The organism is Pseudomonas sp. (assembly GCF_026224925.1).
Classification (GTDB): Bacteria; Pseudomonadota; Gammaproteobacteria; order Pseudomonadales; family Pseudomonadaceae; genus Aquipseudomonas.
In genome coordinates, this window is sequence record NZ_JAMFRV010000624.1 from 1 (window position 1) to 20457 (window position 20457).

The 20457-nt window shown below is 57.2% G+C and carries 19 protein-coding genes and 1 pseudogene; 14 read left to right on the plus strand and 6 right to left on the minus strand.

From position 1 onward, the window contains the following. The 3 genes and pseudogenes from M0974_RS25950 to rpmE form a co-directional block, all read right to left on the minus strand. Nucleotides 1–483 (minus strand): annotated as a pseudogene (locus M0974_RS25950) (malate dehydrogenase); the annotation flags it as partial. A 186-nt stretch (nucleotides 484–669) separates the two neighbouring features. Beyond that, a complete protein-coding gene (locus tag M0974_RS25955; protein WP_297843840.1) occupies nucleotides 670–1470 on the minus strand; it encodes a thermonuclease family protein in 801 nt (266 codons plus the stop codon). Between the two features lie 23 nt (nucleotides 1471–1493). Next, nucleotides 1494–1733: a 50S ribosomal protein L31 gene (rpmE, locus tag M0974_RS25960; RefSeq protein ID WP_297843842.1), complete on the minus strand. Its 240-nt coding sequence runs from the start codon at nucleotides 1731–1733 to the stop codon at nucleotides 1494–1496. Nucleotides 1734–1899: 166 nt separating this feature from the next. Between rpmE and M0974_RS25965 the strand changes: the two genes are divergently transcribed. From M0974_RS25965 to M0974_RS26010, 10 genes are all read left to right on the plus strand, one after another. Continuing rightward, nucleotides 1900–4119, plus strand: coding sequence for a primosomal protein N' (locus tag M0974_RS25965; RefSeq protein ID WP_297843845.1), 2220 nt, complete (start codon nucleotides 1900–1902; stop codon nucleotides 4117–4119). Nucleotides 4120–4334: 215 nt separating this feature from the next. After that, nucleotides 4335–6071, plus strand: coding sequence for an arginine--tRNA ligase (gene argS / locus M0974_RS25970; RefSeq protein WP_297843849.1), 1737 nt, complete (start codon nucleotides 4335–4337; stop codon nucleotides 6069–6071). A gap of 1 nt (nucleotide 6072) precedes the next feature. After that, on the plus strand, nucleotides 6073–6768 hold the full coding sequence (locus M0974_RS25975; protein ID WP_297843850.1) for an SPOR domain-containing protein: 696 nt from the start codon (nucleotides 6073–6075) through the stop codon (nucleotides 6766–6768). Nucleotides 6769–6991: 223 nt separating this feature from the next. Further along, entirely contained in the window at nucleotides 6992–7522 is a 531-nt protein-coding gene (gene hslV, locus M0974_RS25980; protein WP_297843852.1) for an ATP-dependent protease subunit HslV, read from the plus strand. A 67-nt stretch (nucleotides 7523–7589) separates the two neighbouring features. Continuing rightward, nucleotides 7590–8927: an ATP-dependent protease ATPase subunit HslU gene (gene hslU, locus M0974_RS25985; protein WP_297843853.1), complete on the plus strand. Its 1338-nt coding sequence runs from the start codon at nucleotides 7590–7592 to the stop codon at nucleotides 8925–8927. Nucleotides 8928–9014: 87 nt separating this feature from the next. After that, nucleotides 9015–9392 carry a DUF971 domain-containing protein gene (locus M0974_RS25990; RefSeq protein WP_297843855.1) on the plus strand — a complete coding sequence of 126 codons (378 nt, stop codon included), beginning with the start codon at nucleotides 9015–9017 and terminating at the stop codon, nucleotides 9390–9392. 327 nt (nucleotides 9393–9719) lie between these two features. Further along, a complete protein-coding gene (phaC, locus tag M0974_RS25995) occupies nucleotides 9720–11399 on the plus strand; it encodes a class II poly(R)-hydroxyalkanoic acid synthase (RefSeq protein WP_297843857.1) in 1680 nt (559 codons plus the stop codon). Between the two features lie 138 nt (nucleotides 11400–11537). Beyond that, nucleotides 11538–12392 (plus strand): poly(3-hydroxyalkanoate) depolymerase, encoded by an 855-nt coding sequence (gene phaZ, locus M0974_RS26000; protein WP_297843858.1) that lies wholly within the window; start codon nucleotides 11538–11540, stop codon nucleotides 12390–12392. A 206-nt stretch (nucleotides 12393–12598) separates the two neighbouring features. Next, complete coding sequence (gene phaC, locus M0974_RS26005; protein WP_297843859.1) at nucleotides 12599–14281, plus strand: class II poly(R)-hydroxyalkanoic acid synthase; 1683 nt, start codon at nucleotides 12599–12601, stop codon at nucleotides 14279–14281. Between the two features lie 151 nt (nucleotides 14282–14432). Then, nucleotides 14433–15047, plus strand: a complete 615-nt coding sequence (locus tag M0974_RS26010) for a TetR/AcrR family transcriptional regulator (protein ID WP_297843861.1) — start codon at nucleotides 14433–14435, stop codon at nucleotides 15045–15047. A 184-nt stretch (nucleotides 15048–15231) separates the two neighbouring features. Here M0974_RS26010 and M0974_RS26015 read toward each other — a convergent pair whose 3' ends face one another. The 3 genes from M0974_RS26015 to M0974_RS26025 all read right to left on the minus strand — a co-directional run bounded on the left by M0974_RS26015 (nucleotide 15232) and on the right by M0974_RS26025 (nucleotide 17035). Beyond that, on the minus strand, nucleotides 15232–16107 hold the full coding sequence (locus M0974_RS26015) for a phasin family protein (RefSeq protein ID WP_297843863.1): 876 nt from the start codon (nucleotides 16105–16107) through the stop codon (nucleotides 15232–15234). A gap of 10 nt (nucleotides 16108–16117) precedes the next feature. Next, complete coding sequence (locus M0974_RS26020) at nucleotides 16118–16543, minus strand: phasin family protein (RefSeq protein WP_297843864.1); 426 nt, start codon at nucleotides 16541–16543, stop codon at nucleotides 16118–16120. Nucleotides 16544–16759: 216 nt separating this feature from the next. Next, the gene (locus M0974_RS26025; protein WP_297843866.1) at nucleotides 16760–17035 is read right to left on the minus strand and encodes a polyhydroxyalkanoic acid system family protein; all 276 of its coding nucleotides are present in this window, start codon (nucleotides 17033–17035) and stop codon (nucleotides 16760–16762) included. A 156-nt stretch (nucleotides 17036–17191) separates the two neighbouring features. Between M0974_RS26025 and ubiE the strand changes: the two genes are divergently transcribed. The 4 genes from ubiE to M0974_RS26045 form a co-directional block, all read left to right on the plus strand. After that, on the plus strand, nucleotides 17192–17962 hold the full coding sequence (gene ubiE, locus M0974_RS26030) for a bifunctional demethylmenaquinone methyltransferase/2-methoxy-6-polyprenyl-1,4-benzoquinol methylase UbiE (protein WP_297843868.1): 771 nt from the start codon (nucleotides 17192–17194) through the stop codon (nucleotides 17960–17962). Next, nucleotides 17962–18585, plus strand: coding sequence for an SCP2 domain-containing protein (locus M0974_RS26035; protein ID WP_297843871.1), 624 nt, complete (start codon nucleotides 17962–17964; stop codon nucleotides 18583–18585). Before ubiE ends, M0974_RS26035 begins: the two co-directional genes overlap by 1 nt. Then, on the plus strand, nucleotides 18582–20213 hold the full coding sequence (gene ubiB, locus M0974_RS26040; RefSeq protein ID WP_297843873.1) for a ubiquinone biosynthesis regulatory protein kinase UbiB: 1632 nt from the start codon (nucleotides 18582–18584) through the stop codon (nucleotides 20211–20213). The genes M0974_RS26035 and ubiB overlap by 4 nt, the downstream gene beginning before the upstream one ends. Before the next feature lie 60 nt (nucleotides 20214–20273). Beyond that, the coding region (locus tag M0974_RS26045) for a phosphoribosyl-AMP cyclohydrolase (protein WP_297843876.1) at nucleotides 20274–20457 on the plus strand (184 nt) is incomplete at its 3' end.

A 20457-nucleotide genomic window follows, 5' to 3' on the forward strand; every position in this document is an offset into this window, starting at 1 on the left:
ACCATCGTGGAACACCGGGATGTCACATTGCTCAATCAGCGCTTTTTCAATCTCGAAACATTCTGGGGCTTTGATGTCTTCGAGGTTGATGCCACCGAACGTAATGGAAATGCGCTTAACGGTATCGATGAAGGCTTGCGGGCTTTCGGCATCAACTTCGATGTCGAAAACGTCAATGCCTGCGAAACGCTTGAACAGAACACCTTTGCCTTCCATCACTGGCTTGGAGGCCAATGGGCCAAGGTCACCCAGACCCAGGATGGCGGTGCCGTTGGAAATAACTGCTACTAGATTTCCTTTCCCGGTGTACTTGTAAGCAAGTTCAGGGTCACGGGCGATTTCGCGCACCGGCTCGGCAACACCTGGGCTGTAGGCCAAGGCCAAATCACGAGCAGTTGCGGTAGGTTTAGTTAGCTCGACGCTCAATTTCCCTGGGCGAGGAAACGCGTGATATTCGAGAGCGGCAGTTTTCAGATCTGACATGTGGGCATTCCGCTTTTTTTTCTGTTGGACAGACGGATTGCCGAGGATACGCAAGAAGGAAAGGCCTCACAAGGCTGGCCAGTCACTTGCGTCAAGCCCCGACACTTACGACTTTACGCTTAGAGCCGCGGAACACAAGGGCTTAGTGTTCACAATCTGATAGCAAGACTGTCTACACTTTTTTTGTCATTCGGAGAGACTGAGCATTGCAGGATGAGTGATCGGCAACATCCACCGCGACTGACCAGCCGCCAGACCGCTTCGACGGGAACGGTCTATCACCCAACCCCGCACTTCGAGGGTTCGCCCCTTGAGGCGCAGCAACTGCGCAAGATCAAACTGGCTCAGCAATGCAGGGGCAATGCGTAATACTAGCGAACCCTCCAGTTCGATCCACACACCACCGCCGTTGCGCTTCACGTCGCGGACCCGTCCCGATATCAGCGCGAATCCACTGCTGTCGATTTGACCTGAAGGTTGCACTGGGGAAACACGCCACAGCCCCAACCCGGCCTGACGCGCGCCACGCTCGGCGGCCTGCTGGCAGTTGAGCAAAGCGACGTTTGGCGCCACGGCCACTTGATAACCCAAGCCCTCGGCCAGCAGTTGGGCTTCGAGGTTTTCACCCTGACGCCCGAAAATATTCGCCAAAGTGCGACCGTAATGATCCTTAGGCTCTTGGCCCACCAGCACACTGACCTGGCCGTCATTGGCGGCGATCAGCGCCTGCAGTCTGCGCTTGGCTGCTTGAGCAAAGGGCTCTGCCGAGCGACCCTTCTTTCCGGTCTCGGGCGCATTTAAACCAATCATCCGCACACTTCGTCCGTCGCTCAAGCGCACGGTATCGCCATCGACGACACGCTGTACGGTAAAGACAGGCAATGAGCTTGGCGCCGGGCAAAGCGCATGCGCCGCCGACAACCAAATTGCAGACATAAAAAAAGCGCCCACAAGGGACGCCTTTTTAAGCAGCCTGGAGAAGCCCAATGGGCCTCCCAGTTCCACCAATCTTACTCTGCAGCAGTTTCTGCAGGAGCTTTGGTAGCGCCGAATGCACCGAAACGCGACTTGAACTTGTCGACGCGGCCGCCGATATCAAGAGTCTTCTGCTTGCCGGTGTAGAACGGGTGGCACTCGTTGCACACGTCAAGGCTCAGTGGCTTGGCGAGGTTAGAACGAGTGTGGATCACATTGCCGCAGCTGCAAGTAGCGACAATGGCTTCGTATACTGGATGGATGTCAGCTTTCATGGGTATTTCCTCGGCTAGCGTGCCGCCACTCAACACGATTGTTGAATACCGCACGTAATTAGGCTGCGGATACTACCAGACAAATCCTAATACGCAAGCGGACGTTAAAACCGGTCGTCTGCTAAGATCGCCGCTTCGTCACAGACCGTTACAGAGAACCCACCGCGTGCCCGACGCCATTTTGCGCCTCGCCCTGCCCTCGCCGCTCAGACGTTTATTCGACTACCGCGCTCCTGCTGGAGTACTGCGTAGCGCGCTGCAGCCCGGCATGCGGGTAAGGGTGCCGTTTGGCCGCCGCGAGCTGATCGGCATCTTGATCGAGGTGGTTGACCACAGCGAGGTGCCCGCCGAGAAGCTCAAGCCTGCCGTCGCGATATTGGACAACGAAGCGCCGCTGCCGCCGTCGCTGTTCAAGCTGTGCCTGTGGACCGCGCAATATTACCAGCACAGCCTCGGCGACACCCTGAGCTGGGCATTGCCAGTGCTGTTGCGCCAAGGCGAACCGGCCGAGTCTCGCCAGGAACGCTTTTGGCAAGTCGCCCCCGGTGCCAAGCTTGATGACCCACGCATCGCCCGCGCACCGAAGCAACGTGAAGCCTTGACCACCTTGGCGCAGCATCCACACGGCGTCGCGCATCAGCTTCTAAGCAAACTGATGCTCAACCGCGAGAGCCTCAATCTGCTGCTGGCTAAAGAGCTGGTGCAGGTCGAAGTGCGTCGCCACGCGCCCAGCGAGCGCCACGAACGCTGGCTGGCGCAGCCGGAGCTGCCGCTAAACCCGGAGCAACGCGCAGCGTATGAAGCCATTCGAGCCGGTTTCGACAGCTTTCATGCGTTTCTGCTGGCCGGCGTTACCGGCAGTGGCAAGACCGAAGTCTATTTACAGCTGATTCGTGAAACCCTGGAAGCTGGCAAGCAAGCATTGGTGCTAATTCCGGAGATCAACCTCGGCCCGCAAACCCTGGCGCGTTTCGAGCAACGCTTTAACGCACGCATTGCGCTGGTGCATTCGGCGGTGAATGATCGGGATCGTCTGGACGCCTGGTTGGCGGCACGCGATGGTGAGGCCGACATTATTATCGGCACCCGCTCCGCGCTGTTCACGCCGATGAAAAATCCCGGCCTGATCATCATCGATGAAGAGCACGACGGCTCTTATAAACAGCAGGAAGGCCTGCGCTACCACGCTCGCGATCTGGCGCTGGTCCGCGCGCGACAAGAAAACATTCCGATTGTGCTGGGTTCGGCCACGCCGTCATTGGAGAGCCTGCATAACGCGTATACCGGCCGCTACGGCCTATTAAGGCTGAATCAACGGGCTGGCGGCGCACAGCAACCAAAATTTTTGCGTCTGGACGTAAAAAGTCGCCCTTTGGACAGCGGTATATCCGGGCCAATGCAGCAAGCCATTGGTCAAACACTCGCCGCCGGCCAACAAGTTTTGGTGTTCCTCAATCGCCGTGGGTTTGCGCCAACCCTGCTGTGTCACGACTGCGGCTGGCTGTCTGAGTGCCCGCGTTGCGATGCGCGGATGACCGTGCACCAGCGTTCCGGCGAACTGCGCTGCCACCATTGCGGGCACGTGGAGCGCACGCCGCGTCGCTGCCCATCTTGTGGCAAGGTTGATTTGCGCCCGGTCGGCGCAGGGACTGAGCGCGCAGAAGAACGCCTTGGCATTCTGTTTCCGGACTTCCCTGTGCTGCGGGTCGACCGCGACAGCACCTCGCGCAAAGATGCGATGAATCAACTGTTCGCCACCATTCAGCGTGGCCAGCCATGCATTTTGGTAGGCACACAAATGCTCGCCAAAGGGCATCACTTTCCACGGGTAACGCTGGTGTCGATTTTGGACGCTGACGGTGGACTATTTTCCGGCGACTTCCGCGCCAGTGAGCGCATGGCTCAGTTGATTGTTCAGGTGGCCGGGCGAGCCGGGCGCGCTGAAGAGCCCGGAAAAGTGATCATTCAGACCCATTTGGCTGACCATCCGCTGCTGATTCAACTCACCGAACAAGGCTATTTCGCCTTCGCTGAACAAGCGCTCAGTGAGCGCCGCGCTGCTGGCCTGCCACCGTTTTCCCACTTGGCGCTGTTGCGGGCCGAAGCACACAAGCCAGGGCAAGCCGAAAGCTTTCTGGACACCGCCTGCGCCGAAGCCGAGCGTTTGTTGGCAGAAATGAACTTGGGCGGCATTGAACTACTGGGCCCAGTCCCGGCCCCAATGGAACGCCGCGCTGGACGCTACCGCGCGCAACTTTTGCTGCAGGCTAGCGCTAGGGCACCGTTGCACCGGCTGCTTAGCGCATGGTTATTGGTGCTTGAGCAAATGCCCAGCGGCCGACAAGTACGCTGGTCGCTGGATGTTGATCCAGTGGATTTGTATTAGAAATAGGCCGATAAGTCTGCGCCGGCCCCTTCGCGAATGAATTCGCTCCCACAGGGAATACGCCATTTATCTGTGGGAGCGAATTCATTCGCGAAGAGTATCTTAGAGACCGCATGTCCATCGTGGTTGGCAAGCCCGCCATCGCAACGGATAATGCCCTCTTTTTTCACCAGCGCATTCAGGCGCCGCCGCGCTTGCGGTCGAAAGAGAGCACCATGAAAGACACCATTCGCCAGTTGATCCAACAAGCCCTGACCCAACTCGTCAACGAAGGCGTGCTGCCTGAAGGGCTGACCCCGGCGATCCAGGTGGAAAACGTTCGGGATAAAACCCACGGTGACTTCGCCAGCAATATCGCGATGATGCTGGCCAAACCTGCCGGCATGAAGCCTCGTGACCTGGCAGAAAAGCTGGTAGCAGCACTGCCCGCCGACCCGCAGGTCAGTAAAGTCGACATTGCAGGTCCTGGCTTTCTCAACTTCTTTCAGAACACACAAGCGCTGGCCGCCCGTCTCGACGTCGCGCTGGCCGACCCTCAGCTTTCAGTGCGCAAGGTTGGCTCGACACAGCGCGTAGTGGTCGATCTGTCTGCGCCGAATCTGGCAAAAGAGATGCACGTTGGCCATCTGCGTTCGACGATCATCGGCGACGGGGTTGCCAATGTGTTGGAGTTCCTCGGCGACACCGTGATTCGTCAAAACCACGTGGGCGACTGGGGCACACAGTTCGGCATGCTGCTGGCCTACTTGCAGGAAAAACCTGCGGCCAGCGACGAACTGTCCGACCTGGAAAACTTCTACCGTGCCGCCAAGCACCGCTTCGACGAGTCCGAAGAGTTCGCCGAGCGCGCCCGCAGTCTGGTGGTCAAATTGCAAGCAGGTGACCCTGACTGCTTGGCGCTTTGGGCACACTTCAAGGACATTTCCTTGCTGCACTGCCAACAAACCTACGAACGCCTTAACGTCAAACTGACGCCTGCGGACGTCATGGGCGAAAGTGCCTACAACGATGACCTGCCAAACGTCGTCAGCGACCTCAAGACCGCTGGCTTGTTGGTTGAAAGCAACGGCGCGCAGTGTGTATTCCTTGAAGAATTCAAAACCGCTGAAGGTACGCCACTGCCGGTCATCGTGCAGAAAAACGGCGGTGGTTATCTATACGCCACTACCGACTTGGCGGCCATTCGTTACCGCAGCAACGTATTAAAGGCCGACCGCGCCTTGTACTTCGTAGACCAACGTCAGGCGTTGCACTTCCAACAAGTGTTCGAAGTCGCACGCCGTGCCGGTTTCGTGACCAACGGCATGCAGATGGAACACATGGGCTTCGGCACCATGAACGGCGCCGATGGCCGTCCGTTTAAAACCCGGGATGGTGGCACCGTGAAGCTGGTCGATTTGCTCGACGAAGCCGAAGAGCGCGCCTATACCCTGGTCAAAGAGAAGAATCCGGAAGTCGCCGAAGACGAATTACGCAGCATCGCCAAGGCGGTCGGCATCAGCGCCGTGAAATACGCCGACCTTAGCAAGCACCGCACCAGCGATTACAGCTTCAACTTCGACCAAATGCTCAGCTTTGAAGGCAACACCGCACCTTATCTGCTGTATGCCTATACCCGCGTAGCGGGCGTGTTCCGCAAGTTGGGCAAACCGTTCGACGTGACTCAAGGGCAGATCGTCCTGGAAGCACCGCAAGAGCAAGAGTTGGCAGCACGCCTGGCCCAGTTCGCTGAAACCCTGAACAATGTCGCCGAGAAAGGCACGCCCCATGTACTGTGCGCATACGTCTACGACTTGGCTGGCCTGTTCTCTAGCTTCTACGAGAACTGCCCGATTCTGGGTGCCGAAAACCCGCAACAACAGCAAAGTCGTCTGCGCCTCGCCGCATTGACTGGCCGCACCCTCAAGCAAGGCCTGGAACTCTTGGGTCTGGATACTCTGGAGCGCATGTAAGTTGGCTGTGAAGAAAAAACCTGCTCCCAAGCGCGGCGCCAGCCGTTATCAGGCACCCGCAAAGAAGCCGATTCCGGGATGGTTGTGGCTGGCAATTGGCCTTACGGTCGGCGCTTTCGTCGTTCTGCTGATGAAAATTGGTCCCGGTGGCGCTGACGTCAAGCGCGTCAAGGAAGAAGCCAAAGCCGCAAAAGTCGCCGAAGCCAACAAAGCACCGCCAAGCCCACAGGCACCGGCGAAGCCAAAGTACGACTTCTATACCTTGCTGCCTGAGTCGGAAGTCATCGTGCCCAACGAAGCGGTGCCGGAGAAAACCCCACCGATTGTTGCGCCAATCGTTGCCCCCGTCACCCCGGAACAGGCTGCGAAAATTGACACCGCACGTGCCCAGGCAGCACTCAGCGGCGTAACTCCGCCACCTGCACCGCCGGTGGCAAAACCTGGCCCCGCCGCCGTGACCAAGTTCTTCTTGCAGGCCGGTTCTTTCCGTAAACAAACCGATGCTGACAAAGTCCGAGCGCAGATCATTCTGCTCGGGCAAACCGTGCAGGTTGAGTCTGGTACGGTGAAAGATGAAACCTGGTTCCGTGTACTGGTCGGCCCGTTCAGCAACCGCGAACAACTGACCATTGCCCAGAAACAACTGGCAGGCAGCGGCTTCAGCAATTTGTTGTTACAACAACGTCAGGGTAAATAAATCCGGGCACGACACAGTCTTTGTGGGAGTCAGGCTTGCCTGCGAATGGCCTGACGCGGTGTATTTGTAACACCGCGGTGAATCATTCGCAGGCAAGCCTGGCTCCCACAGGTTAGCGATCAAAGCCCAGACACCATTCATCCCCCACGGTTGAAATGCTCATCCCCACCCCCATATGAGTTTCCACTAGGGCATTTTCGCCCCGCTGCGTGGAGACTCTCCCTTGACCACCATCGTTTCAGTGCGCCGTAACGGCAAAGTCGTCATGGCCGGTGACGGCCAGGTTTCCCTCGGCAATACCGTCATGAAAGGCAACGCGAAAAAAGTGCGCCGCCTGTATCACGGCGAAGTGATTGCCGGTTTTGCTGGCGCCACCGCTGACGCCTTCACCCTGTTCGAGCGTTTCGAAGGCCAGCTTGAGAAACACCAGGGCCATTTGGTTCGCGCCGCCGTTGAATTGGCAAAAGAATGGCGCACCGACCGCTCCCTCAGCCGCCTTGAAGCCATGCTTGCGGTTGCCAACAAAGACGCGTCACTGATCATCACCGGTAACGGCGACGTCGTTGAGCCCGAAGATGGCCTGATTGCCATGGGTTCAGGCGGCGCCTACGCTCAAGCGGCGGCCCGCGCTTTGCTGATGAAGACCGAACTGTCTGCACGCGAGATCGCCGAAACCGCACTGGGCATTGCTGCCGACATCTGCGTATTCACCAACCACAACATCACCATTGAGGAGCAGGACCTCGCCGAATAAACCGTTCCCCAGGCCGCGCCCATGCGCGGCTGTGAACGCTTTCTTCAGCTAGAGGACCGCCACTATCATGTCTATGACTCCCCGCGAAATTGTCCACGAACTCAATCGCCATATCATTGGTCAAGACGATGCCAAGCGCGCCGTCGCTATCGCATTGCGTAACCGCTGGCGCCGCATGCAGTTGCCAGAAGAGCTGCGCGTTGAAGTGACGCCCAAGAACATTTTGATGATCGGTCCTACCGGTGTCGGTAAAACCGAGATTGCCCGCCGTCTGGCGAAGCTGGCCAATGCACCGTTCATCAAGGTCGAAGCCACCAAGTTCACCGAAGTGGGTTATGTCGGTCGTGATGTCGAGTCGATCATTCGTGACCTGGCCGACGCGGCAATCAAACTGCTGCGGGAGCAGGAAATGGCCAAGGTTCAGCACCGTGCCGAGGACGCTGCCGAAGACCGCATTCTTGATGCCCTGCTGCCGCCTGCACGCGTAGGCTTCAACGAAGATGCTGCGCCAGCCTCTGACTCGAATACTCGCCAGCTGTTTCGCAAACGCCTGCGTGAAGGTCAGCTGGATGACAAAGAGATTGATATCGAAGTCTCCGAATCCGTCGGCGTCGATATCTCCGCGCCACCTGGCATGGAAGAGATGACCAACCAGCTGCAAAGCCTGTTTGCCAACATGGGCAAAGGCAAAAAGAAAAGCCGCAAGCTTAAGGTTAAAGACGCGCTGAAACTGGTCCGTGATGAAGAAGCCGGACGCCTGGTCAACGAAGAAGAGCTCAAGGCCAAGGCGCTGGAAGCCGTAGAACAGCACGGTATTGTGTTCATCGATGAGATCGACAAGGTCGCCAAGCGCGGCAATACCGGCGGCGTCGACGTATCCCGTGAAGGCGTGCAACGTGACCTGCTGCCACTGATTGAAGGCTGCACCGTGAACACCAAGCTGGGCATGGTCAAGACCGACCACATCCTGTTCATCGCCTCGGGCGCGTTCCACCTGAGCAAGCCGAGCGACCTGGTGCCAGAGTTGCAAGGCCGTCTGCCGATCCGCGTTGAACTCAAAGCCCTGACGCCTCAGGACTTCGAGCGCATTCTTAGCGAACCGCACGCGTCACTGACCGAGCAGTACCGCGAGCTGCTGAAAACCGAAGGCCTGAGCATCGAGTTCTTGCCCGACGGCATCAAGCGCATCGCCGAAATCGCCTGGCAGGTCAACGAAAAAACCGAGAACATCGGCGCACGACGCTTGCACACATTGCTCGAACGTCTACTCGAAGAAGTGTCGTTCAGTGCCGGTGACTTGGCATTGGCCCAAGGTACCGAGACCATCCGTATCGACGCCGAGTACGTTAACAGTCATTTGGGCGAACTGGCCAAAGACGAAGATCTGTCGCGGTATATCCTTTAAGCGGCAAGCTTTAAGCGGCAAGCGGCAAGCGGCAAGTGAGTTACGATCCGCTTGCAGCTTGCAGCTTGCAGCTTTAGGCTTCCTCCCATGACCACACTTCCTATTGCTATCAATCTCCACAAAGCCTCGAAAACCTTGACGCTGAAATATTCGGCTGATGAGGAGTACCACCTGCCGGCCGAGTTTTTGCGGGTGCATTCGCCGTCGGCTGAAGTTCAGGGGCATGGCCATCCGATTCTGCAATTCGGCAAGCTGGGTGTCGGCTTGAGCAAAATCGAACCCGCTGGAAAGTACGCACTAAAATTGACCTTCGACGATGGTCATGACAGCGGACTGTTCACTTGGGAGTATCTGTACCAATTGGCGCAACGCCAGGAACAGCTATGGGACGATTATCTTGCTGAGCTAAAAACGGCCGGCAAAACCCGCGACCCCTCAGAGCAAATCATCAAGCTGATGCTCTAAATCAACCCTCTGCTCTTTTAGGGCGAGCATTCTAATTCTGTTTGTTCCAATGCTCGCCGCACAGGCCAACGAATGGCCTGCTTGCGATTTTTTGAAATCTCGGGTAACCAATGAGTCTGGCAAGTTCCCTGCATTTAAATCGTGCAGAACCAGTCAGTGCAAACACGTAACGAATGAAGTCTCGCCGCCGCTTGTCGTTACACCATGCCGGCTGGGAACGTTAGGTTAAGCCATCATCGATCACCCGAGCAGCAGTACTGAGATGTACCTGTGTTGTGCTTTCACAGGGAGGTTCAGTACTCGTCTCAGGACAATGGAGCGTCATAGATGAGTAGCAACAATAACGATGACCTGCAGCGCCAAGCTTCTGAAAGCACGTTGAATTTGAACCCGGTTGTGGGGCTACGACGTAAAGATCTGCTGACTACCGCACGCATGGTTCTGCGCCAAGCCCTCAAGCAACCCTTCCACAGCGTCAAGCACGTCGCCCATTTCGGGGTCGAACTGAAGAACGTTTTGCTCGGCAAATCCAGCCTGGTGCCCGCAAGCGACGACCGTCGTTTTGCCGACCCCGCCTGGAGTCAAAACCCACTTTATCGGCGTTATCTCCAGACCTATCTAGCATGGCGTAAAGAGCTGCATGACTGGATTGGCGACAGCAACCTATCGCCACAAGACATCAGCCGCGGTCATTTTGTGATCAACCTCATGACCGAAGCCATGTCGCCCACCAACACAGCCGCCAACCCGGCCGCGGTTAAACGCTTCTTCGAAACCGGTGGTAAAAGTGTCCTCGATGGCCTGTCACATCTGGCCAAAGATCTGGTACACAACGGCGGCATGCCAAGCCAGGTGAACATGGATGCGTTCGAGGTCGGCAAGAGCCTGGGCACAACAGAAGGTTCGGTGATTTTCCGCAACGATGTGCTGGAGCTGATTCAATACAAGCCCACCACTGAACAGGTGCTTGAGCGACCGTTACTGGTGGTTCCACCACAGATCAACAAATTTTATGTCTTCGACCTGAGTCCTGAAAAAAGTCTCGCACGCTTTTGCCTGCGCGGCGGCGTGCAGACTTTCATTGTCAGTTGGCGTAACCCGACCAAAGCGCAGCGCGAATGGGGCCTTTCGACCTATATCGATGCGCTCAAGGAAGCTGTGGACGTGGTCATCGCCGTCACCGGCAGCAAAGACATCAACATGCTCGGTGCGTGCTCAGGCGGCATTACCTGCACTGCGCTGCTGGGCCATTACGCAGCGCTGGGCGAACAGAAGGTTCATGCGCTGACCTTGCTGGTCAGCGTGCTCGACACCACGATGGATAACGACGTTGCGCTGTTCGTGGACGAGAAAACCCTCGAGTCGGCCAAGCGTCATTCCTATCAGGCCGGCGTATTGGAAGGCCGCGACCTGGCGAAGATTTTTGCCTGGATGCGCCCTAACGATTTGATCTGGAATTACTGGGTCAATAATTACCTGCTGGGTAACGAGCCACCGGTGTTCGATATCCTGTTCTGGAACAATGACACCACGCGACTACCCGCTGCGTTCCACGGCGACCTGATTGAAATGTTCAAGAGCAATCCGTTAATTCGCTCGAATGCCCTGGAAGTCAGCGGCACACCCATCGACCTGAAGCAGATTACCAGTGATGTGTATTGCCTTGCCGGCACCAACGACCACATCACGCCATGGGGCTCGTGCTACAAATCAGCCCGTCTGTTCGGTGGCAAGACGCAATTCGTGCTCTCCAGCAGTGGCCATATCCAAAGTATTCTGAACCCGCCGGGCAACCCGAAGTCCCGCTACATGACCAACCCGGAACTGCCGGTTGATGCCAAAGAATGGCAAGAGAACGGAACCAAGCACACCGACTCCTGGTGGTTGCACTGGCAAGTCTGGTTAGCTGATCGTTCTGGCAAGTTGAAGAAAGCGCCGACCAGTCTCGGTAATAAAACTTATACAGCCGGCGAAGCATCGCCGGGCACTTACGTACACGAACGTTAGACAACAAAAAGGAAGCTGGCTCAGCCTGCCTTCAGTGCGCGACCACGTGACGAGTAACACGAGAGGTTTTTACCTCGACCTAGTCTGGCAAAGCAAAGGACTGCTTTGTCAGCGGTATCAACCATAGGGTTTTCGCGCATGCCGCAACCGTTTGTTTTCCGCACCGTCGATCTGGATGGACATACCATCCGCACGGCCGTGCGCCCAGGCAAGAAACACATGACGCCGTTGCTGATTTTCAACGGCATTGGCGCCAACCTTGAGTTGGTGTTTCCGTTTGTCGACGCCCTTGATCCCGATCTCGAAGTGATCGCATTCGATGTGCCTGGGGTGGGTGGATCGTCCACGCCCAACCGGCCATTTCGCTTTCCCGGCCTGGCCAAGCTGACAGCGAGGATGCTCGATTACCTCGACTACGGCCAAGTCAATGTGATCGGCGTGTCCTGGGGTGGCGCGTTGGCGCAGCAGTTCGCGTACGACTACCCGGAACGCTGCAAAAAACTGGTGCTGGCCGCGACTGCGGCGGGCATGGTGATGGTGCCGGGTAAACCGCGAGTACTGTGGTTGATGGCGAGCCCACGGCGCTACATCCAGCCGTCGCACGTGATTCGAATCGCGCCGGAGATTTACGGCGGTTCATTCCGACGCAATCCTAAACTGGCGGCAAGCCACGCCGCCAAGGTGCGTTCGTCCGGAAAGCTGGGTTACTACTGGCAGTTGTTCGCTGGAGTGGGTTGGACCAGTATTCATTGGCTGCACAAAATCCATCAGCCCACTTTGGTGCTGGCGGGCGACGACGATCCGCTCATTCCGTTGGTAAATATGCGTCTATTGGCTTGGCGGATACCCAATGCCCAGCTACACATAATCGACGACGGTCATTTATTTTTGATTACCCGCGCCGAAGCAGTGGCGCCGATCATCATGAAATTCCTCGAAGAAGAACGCCAACGCGCGGTCATGCACCCGCAGCCTTTGCCACTGGCGCGATAACAGATTCGGCTTTGCGCTCGCCTGTCACGGAAATAGCACCACAGGAGAAATCGCTTCATTGACTGCGCCCGAGCCGGAGTGCTCAACGGTGCAGAATCGCAAGCCAGTGCGCTGGTGCAATGCCGTTTACCCTTCGGTATTGCGCATACCCAGCATCTGTCTTGCGTCTGTTTGTATTGATGGCCTGACGAAGGAGTGTTGCCCCGATGCGAGACAAATTAACCGCGAGCACGGCGCCGACCCCGGCTACATTCATTAACGTACAAAGCGCTATCACCGGCTTACGCGGCAAAGACCTTTTTTCGACCTTGCGCAGCGTGGCCACCCAGAGCTTGCGCCACCCGATTCACAGCGCTCGCCACGCGTTGGCGTTGGGCGGCAAACTCGGCCGGGTGTTATTGGGTGATGCTCCTTACACGCCCAACCCCCATGACGCTCGATTCGCCGACCCGACGTGGCAGCAGAACCCTTTCTATCGACGCAGTTTGCAGGCGTACCTGAGCTGGCAGCATCAGGTCAAAAGCTGGATCGACGACAGCAGCCTGTCCAAGGATGATCGGGCCCGCGCGCACTTCATCTTTTCACTGCTGAACGATGCATTGGCGCCGTCCAACACCCTACTCAACCCGTCGGCAGTCAAAGAGCTGTTTAACACCGGTGGCAGCAGTGTGGTGAAAGGCATCAGCCACCTATTCGATGACCTGTTGCACAACAATGGTCTGCCCAGCCAGATCACCAAGGATGCGTTCGAGGTGGGCAGCACTGTCGCGACGACGTCGGGCGCGGTGGTGTTTCGCAACGAACTGCTGGAGGTAATCCAGTACAAATCGATGAGCGAAAAGCAGTACGCCAAACCGCTAGTGATCGTCCCGCCACAAATCAACAAGTACTACATTTTCGACCTCAGCCCAGCCAACAGCTTCGTTCAGTTCGCCCTGAAGAATGGTCTGCAAGTGTTCATGATCAGCTGGCGCAACCCGGACGTGCGTCACCGGGAATGGGGCTTATCCACTTATGTCGAGGCCCTGGAAGAAGCGGTGAATGTGGTTCGCGCCATCACTGCCAGCCGGGAAGTCAACTTAGTCGGCGCCTGCGCTGGCGGCCTGACCATGGCGGCGCTGCAAGGGCACTTACAAGCCAAGCGTCAGTTACGCCGAATCTCCAGCGCAACGTACCTGGTGAGCCTCATGGACAGCCAGCTCGAGAGCCCGGCCACTCTATTTATCGACGAGCAGACCCTGGAAGCCGCCAAGCGGCGCTCGTATCAGCAAGGGGTTCTCGATGGACGAGACATGGCAAAGATTTTTGCCTGGATGCGCCCCAACGATTTGATCTGGAGTTATTGGGTCAATAACTACCTGCTGGGCAAATCCCCCCCAGCGTTCGACATTCTCTATTGGAACAACGACAGCACGCGCCTACCCGCCGCACTCCACGGCGATCTGCTCGACTTTTTCAAACACAACCCACTCAGTCGCGCGGGTGGTCTGGAAGTGTGCGGCACGCCCATTGACCTGCAAAAAGTTACCGTAGACAGCTTCAGCGTGGGCGGCATCAACGACCACATTACGCCATGGGACGCGGTCTATCGTTCAACCCTGCTACTGGGTGGCGACCGTCGCTTTATCTTGTCCAACAGTGGGCACGTACAGAGCATCCTCAATCCACCGGGCAACCCTAAATCCAACTTTATCGATAACCCCAAACTCAGCAGCGACCCGCGCGCCTGGTTTTATGACGGCAAGAAGGTCGAGGGCAGTTGGTGGCCGCACTGGCTGGAGTGGATTCAACAACGCTCTGGCGAACAACGAGAAACGCTCATGGTGCTAGGCAATCAGAACTACCCGCCCATGGAAGCCGCGCCCGGAACCTACGTACGCGTGCGCTAACGACGCTTGGGCCGTACGGACGCGCCCGCTAAACTTTGTAGGAGCTGCCGAAGGCTGCGATCGCCCGAAGGGCGTCGTTTGCCCATCGCAGCCTTCGGCAGCTCCTACAGTTAAGCGCATCAAACCAAGATATTTTAAACAAGAAGACTGGATGAAAACCCGCGACCGTATCCTTGATTGTGCCCTGCACCTGTTCAACCAACAGGGCGAACCCAACGTCTCGACCCTAGGGATCGCCAATGAAATGGGGATCAGCCCTGGTAACCTCTATTACCACTTCCACGGCAAAGAACCCTTGGTGCTGGGCCTGTTCGAGCGCTTTCAAAGTGAGCTGTTACCCCTGCTCGATCCACCGGCCAACGCGCAATTGGCACCGGAAGATTACTGGTTATTCCTGCACCTGATCGTCGAGCATTTGTCGCACTACCGCTTCTTGTTTCAGGACCTGTCCAACCTCGCTGGCCGCTTGCCAAAACTCGCACGCGGCATTCGCAATTTGCTCAACGCACTCAAGCGCACATTGGCGTCGCTACTCGCGCAACTCAAAACCCAAGGACAGCTGACAAGCGACACCCAAGCGCTGGGGCAGTTATTGGAACAGATCAGCATGACCCTGCTGTTCTCGCTGGACTACCAACGGATTCTGGGGAAAGAGGGGCAAGTTCGGGTGGTGGTTTACCAGATCATGATGCTGGTGGCGCCGCATTTGATTGTGGGGTCGAGGGAGGCGGTTGAGGACGCGGCGAAGCGGTATTTGGAGCGGTAGCGCGCCGCATATCAGGCAAGAGACTGTAGGACCGAATTCATTCGGGAAGCGACCAGCGCGGTTTGTCGGTCTAATTGCGTCGCAGCCTTCCCGAATAAATTCGGTCCCACAGAAAAAACTGGGCAATGTGCGTCCAATAAAAAAAGCCCGACCTCACGGCCGGGCTTGGACAGTCCGTAAAAAATCAGGACTGGCTGGCTGGCGTCGACGTTGGGGTCGTTGCTGGCGCAGGGGTTGCTGCCGGAGCCGGTGTTGGGCTCGGGGCCGCAGTTGCAGCAGGTGTTGCCGGCTTAGCCACTGGCTTAGGTGTTGCCGCTTTAGGCGCCGCTGGTTTTTTAGCCGCTGCGGGTTTGGCCGCTGCTGCTGGTTTGGCCGCCGCTACTTTTGGCGCAGGCTTGGCTGCAGGTTTCGCTGCGGCTTTGGCTGCGACAGGTTTCGCGGCTGGCTTCGCTACTACAGGCTTGGCTGCTACCGGTTTGGCCGCTGCAGGTTTAGCTGCAGGCTTGGCCGCTGCGGTTTTCGCCGGCGCTTTCGTAGCGGGTTTAGCGACTGGTTTGGCTGCTGGTTTTACCGCGGCCTTAACCAATGGCTTCGCCGCCGTCTTAGCCGCAGGTTTTGCCGCCAGCGCTTTCGACGCAGGTGCCACCGAAGCGCCGGTCAGCTTTTCAATTTGCTTGGTCAGCAAATCAACCTTGCTGTGCAGCGCTTTAACTTCATTGCGGCTCGGCACACCGAGGCGCGAAATAGCGCTGTTCAGGCGTTTGTCGAACGCACCTTCAAGTTCGCTCCACTTGCCCAACGCAAGATCTTTGACATCGCCCACTCGGGACTTAGCCGTTTGAGCAGTTGCCTTGGCAGCGTCAACTTGTTTGTCGACACCGTTCTTGGTTTGCTTTTCAGCCTTCTCGCCATCCTTGACCAACGTTTCGAAAAGCTTACTTCCGTCATTGCTGATCTTGGAGTAAGCGCCTAAACCAGCCAGCCAGATTTGGCGGGAGTATTTCTCAACCTCGCCAATCCACGAGCTGCCTTCTTTTTCAATTTTCTTTTTGCCAGCCATCCCGCTCTCCTTATTGTTTACGCGCGACACGTTCAAGCAATGTCGTCAGCCCATCGAGCTTAGCAGACAGTGTCTCAACATCATGTTTAGACGCAATTCCGAAGCGATTCAAGGCGCGTGATACGCGGCGGTCAAAAGCACTCTCTACTTTTTCGAATTGCACTTCGAGTTTGCCCTTAATTCCTTTCACTTCGCGCTTGACGTCGTCGATCTCGCTATTGGCAGCTTCAAGTTTTTTGTCGACAACTTTTTTGCCTTCGCGCTCGACACCTTCACCGGTCTTGATCAGTTCTTTGACGTATTCCGCGCCTTCAGAGCCGGCCTTGGCATAGGCACCCAGGCCAGCCAGCCAGATCTTGCGGGCATACAGTTTCACTTCAGAAAGGGCTGTCGCTTGCTCGGCTTCAACTTTCTTTTTCAAGGTTACTTTGGCCATGGTGCACCTCACGCTCAAAAGGTTGGAGGAACTGCCCAAGGGGTGTATGGGCATGGGGCCAAAGTAATCAGAAAAATTAGAATGCTCACCCTAGGTTGATGCAGAAAGATATTCGCTGCGGCTGCCGGCCTCTTCGCGAATGAATTTGCTCCTACAGGGGGACAGGTAATCTCTGTGGGACCGAATTCATTCGGGAAGCGGGCGACGTGGTGCGGCTCACACCAACGCTTTATCCAGCGCTTTTTCGATTTCGCTCTTGATGGTGCCGCTGAACGCTGACATCAGGAAGCCAACCTCAACCTCCACTTTGATCAGCGCATCAGACACGCTCACGGTACCACTGACGCCGGAGCCAGCCAGTTTGACGGTGTCGCCAGACCACTTGGGCTCAAGCGAATATTTCTCGGCCAATTTCTGTACCAGTGTTTCAGCTTTCTGTTTTGCTGCGTCACGACCCAGGTCGTGGGCACGTTCAACGTTTATCCGGGCCATCGAGGGGCTCCTGTATCCATAGGTTCTGCCAGCACTCAATCGACGTCCGATGCGTCAATCGGTCCCGGCACGTCACTATACTTACATTAAGCCTTGCCAAGACAAAGCCAGCCACCGGGATTAGAATGACCGGCATTCTCTTCCGGTGACAGCGACATGAATGATCAGCGCAAAGGCAGCGATGCCGAACCCACCACTCACTTCGGCTTTAAAAACGTGCCGGAAAGCCAGAAAGCCGAGAAGGTTGCTGAGGTTTTCCACTCCGTAGCAGCCAAGTACGACTTGATGAACGACTTGCTGTCCGGTGGCATGCACCGCCTGTGGAAACGCTTTGCTATCGAGTTGTCGGGCGTACGCACCGGCAACCGGGTATTGGACATTGCAGGCGGCACAGGCGACTTGACGAAAAAATTCTCGCACCTGGTCGGACCGACCGGCGAAGTGGTGCTGGCCGACATCAATGCCTCGATGCTCAAGGTTGGTCGTGACCGTCTGCTGGACTTGGGTGTGGCCGGCAACGTCAAGTTCGTCCAGGCCGATGCAGAAAAACTGCCCTTCCCGGACAACTATTTTGACTGCGTGACCATTGCCTTCGGCTTACGCAACGTGACCCATAAAGAAGACGCGCTGAAGTCGATGCTGCGTGTACTCAAGCCAGGCGGCCGTTTGTTGGTGCTGGAATTTTCCAAACCAACCAACAAGCTCATGTCCAAGGCCTACGACGCTTACTCGTTCGCGTTCATGCCGCTAATGGGCAAATTGATCACCAACGATTCGGAAAGCTACCGCTACCTGGCGGAGTCGATCCGCATGCACCCGAATCAGGAAACCCTGAAATCGATGATGGTAGAGGCCGGTTTCGACCGCGTGACCTACCACAACATGACCGCAGGCATCGTTGCCCTGCATCGCGGCATCAAACCCTGATGCTGTTCAGCGGCTTGCTCGCCAGCGTCGAGCACGGCATCAACCGCGTGCTGCGCATGGACAGCACCGCGTTGCCACGTCTGGAGCGCCTGACGGGCAAGGTGATTGTTGTCGATTGCCGCAACCCGGCGCTGCGGCTGTTCATTTTACCCAGCGATGACGGCTTGCTGTTGGCCGCCCATTGGGAAGCTGAAGCCGATTGCACGTTGCGTGCGCCTGCGTCTAGCTTGCTGCGCCTGGCGTTGAGTCAGGATAAAACCGCCGTACTGCATGGCCCCGACGTTGAGCTGGAAGGCGACAGTGCAGTGTTGCTGGAACTGGTGGGCGTGCTGCAAGACCTTGAGCTGGATTGGGAGTACGAACTCTCGCGCTGGCTCGGCCCTGTCGCCAGTCCGCTGCTCGGCGGTCATCTGCGTAACAGTGCGCGCTGGACCAGCGACAGTGTGGCCAACTTGACACGCAATCTCGCCGACTACCTCAGCGAGGAGTCGCGTACGTTGGTCGGTAAGCACGAAGCTGAAGCCCGGTTTGCGGAAATAGACCAGACCAAGCAAGACCTTGAACGTCTCGAGGCGCGTTTCGAGCGCCTTACCCTTTCCCTCAAACCCAGCGATAACGCATGAAGCTGCTTGCCGTCCGCCGTTTGTTTCGCATCCAGCGCGTGGTCATCCGCTACCGTCTTGATGACCTGCTTTTTGCCCTGCCGTTGCCGTGGTGGATGCTCGCCCTGCGCTATGTCATGCCGTGGCGCTGGTTCCCGCGTAAAACCCTGGACCTGAGCCGAGGCGCACGCTTGCGTCTGGCGCTGCAAGATCTCGGGCCGATCTTCATCAAGTTTGGCCAACTGCTATCGACCCGCCGCGATCTGCTACCCGAAGACATCGCCGACGAGCTGATGCTTTTGCAGGATCGCGTGCCGCCCTTTGATTCGCAGTTGGCCATCGACCTGATCGAGCAACAGCTTGGCGCGAAAATCAGCGCCGTGTTCAGCCGCTTCGATGTCGCACCGCTGGCCTCGGCCTCGGTAGCGCAAGTACACGCCGCGCAGCTTAAAACTGGCGAAGAGGTGGTGGTCAAGGTCGTGCGTCCGGGTCTTAGACCGATCATCGGCCAAGACTTGGCGTGGCTGTTCATTTTGGCGCGAATCGCTGAGCGGCTGTCGGCTGACGCGCGCTTGCTGCACCCGGTGGACGTGGTCAGCGACTACGAAAAAACCATCTACGACGAACTCGATTTATTGCGTGAGGCGGCCAACTCCAGCCAGCTCCGACGCAACTTCGAAGGCTCGCAGCTGCTGTATGTGCCGCAAGTCTATTGGGACTGGTGCCGCCCGAAAGTGCTCGTGATGGAGCGTATTTACGGGATTCAGGTCACCGACTTGGCGACCTTGGCCGATCAACGCACTGACATGAAATTGCTGGCTGAGCGTGGGGTAGAGATTTTCTTCACCCAAGTGTTTCGCGACAGCTTCTTCCACGCAGACATGCACCCCGGCAATATTTTTGTCAGCACCGTCAATCCGTGGAGCCCGCAGTACATTGCCATCGACTGCGGCATCGTCGGCAGCCTGACCCCGGAAGACCAGGACTACCTGGCGCGTAACCTTTTCGCCTTTTTCAAGCGCGATTACCGACGCGTGGCGCAGTTGCACATCGATTCTGGCTGGGTACCGGCGGAAACCAAACTCAACGAATTCGAAGCGGCAATCCGCACCGTGTGCGAGCCGATTTTCGAGAAGCCGCTCAAGGATATTTCCTTTGGTCAGGTGCTGATGCGTCTGTTCCAGACCGCGCGTCGCTTCAATATGGAAGTTCAGCCGCAACTGGTGCTGCTGCAGAAAACCCTGCTCAACATCGAGGGTTTAGGCCGTCAGCTGTACCCGGACCTGGATTTATGGAGCACCGCACAGCCGTTCCTGGAGCGCTGGATGCGCGAGCGCGTCAGCCCGAAAACCTTGTTGCATAACCTGCAGTCGCAGGTCGAGCAGATCCCGCACTTGGCCGGCATGACCCGCGACCTGCTGGAACGCATGTCCCAGTCCGATGCCTACCACCCGCCTGCACCACGACGTGAACGGCAAGCAAACGGTGGTGATGGCTGGGCGTTGCGGCTGATTGGCGCGGTGTTGCTGGCCGGTGGTGCAGTGATGGCATCGACTCTGGCGGGCGGCGGTACCGCGTTGATCGCCCTCGCTGCCTGGCCTGCGTGGATCATGCTGGCGGCCGGTGTATATCTGGTGGTGCGTCGATAGTCCGCAACTGGCACACTATTTAACCCGCCAGGCCGATGAGCTTGGCTGCCGGAGTCGATAATGAAAGACTGGCTAGACGAGATTAAGTGGGACAGCGACGGCCTGGTGCCGGCCATTGCCCAGGATTATAAAACCGGCCGTGTACTGATGATGGCCTGGATGAACCGTGAAGCGCTGAGCTTGACCGCCACCGAGAACCGAGCCATTTACTGGTCGCGTTCCCGTAGCAAACTCTGGCGTAAAG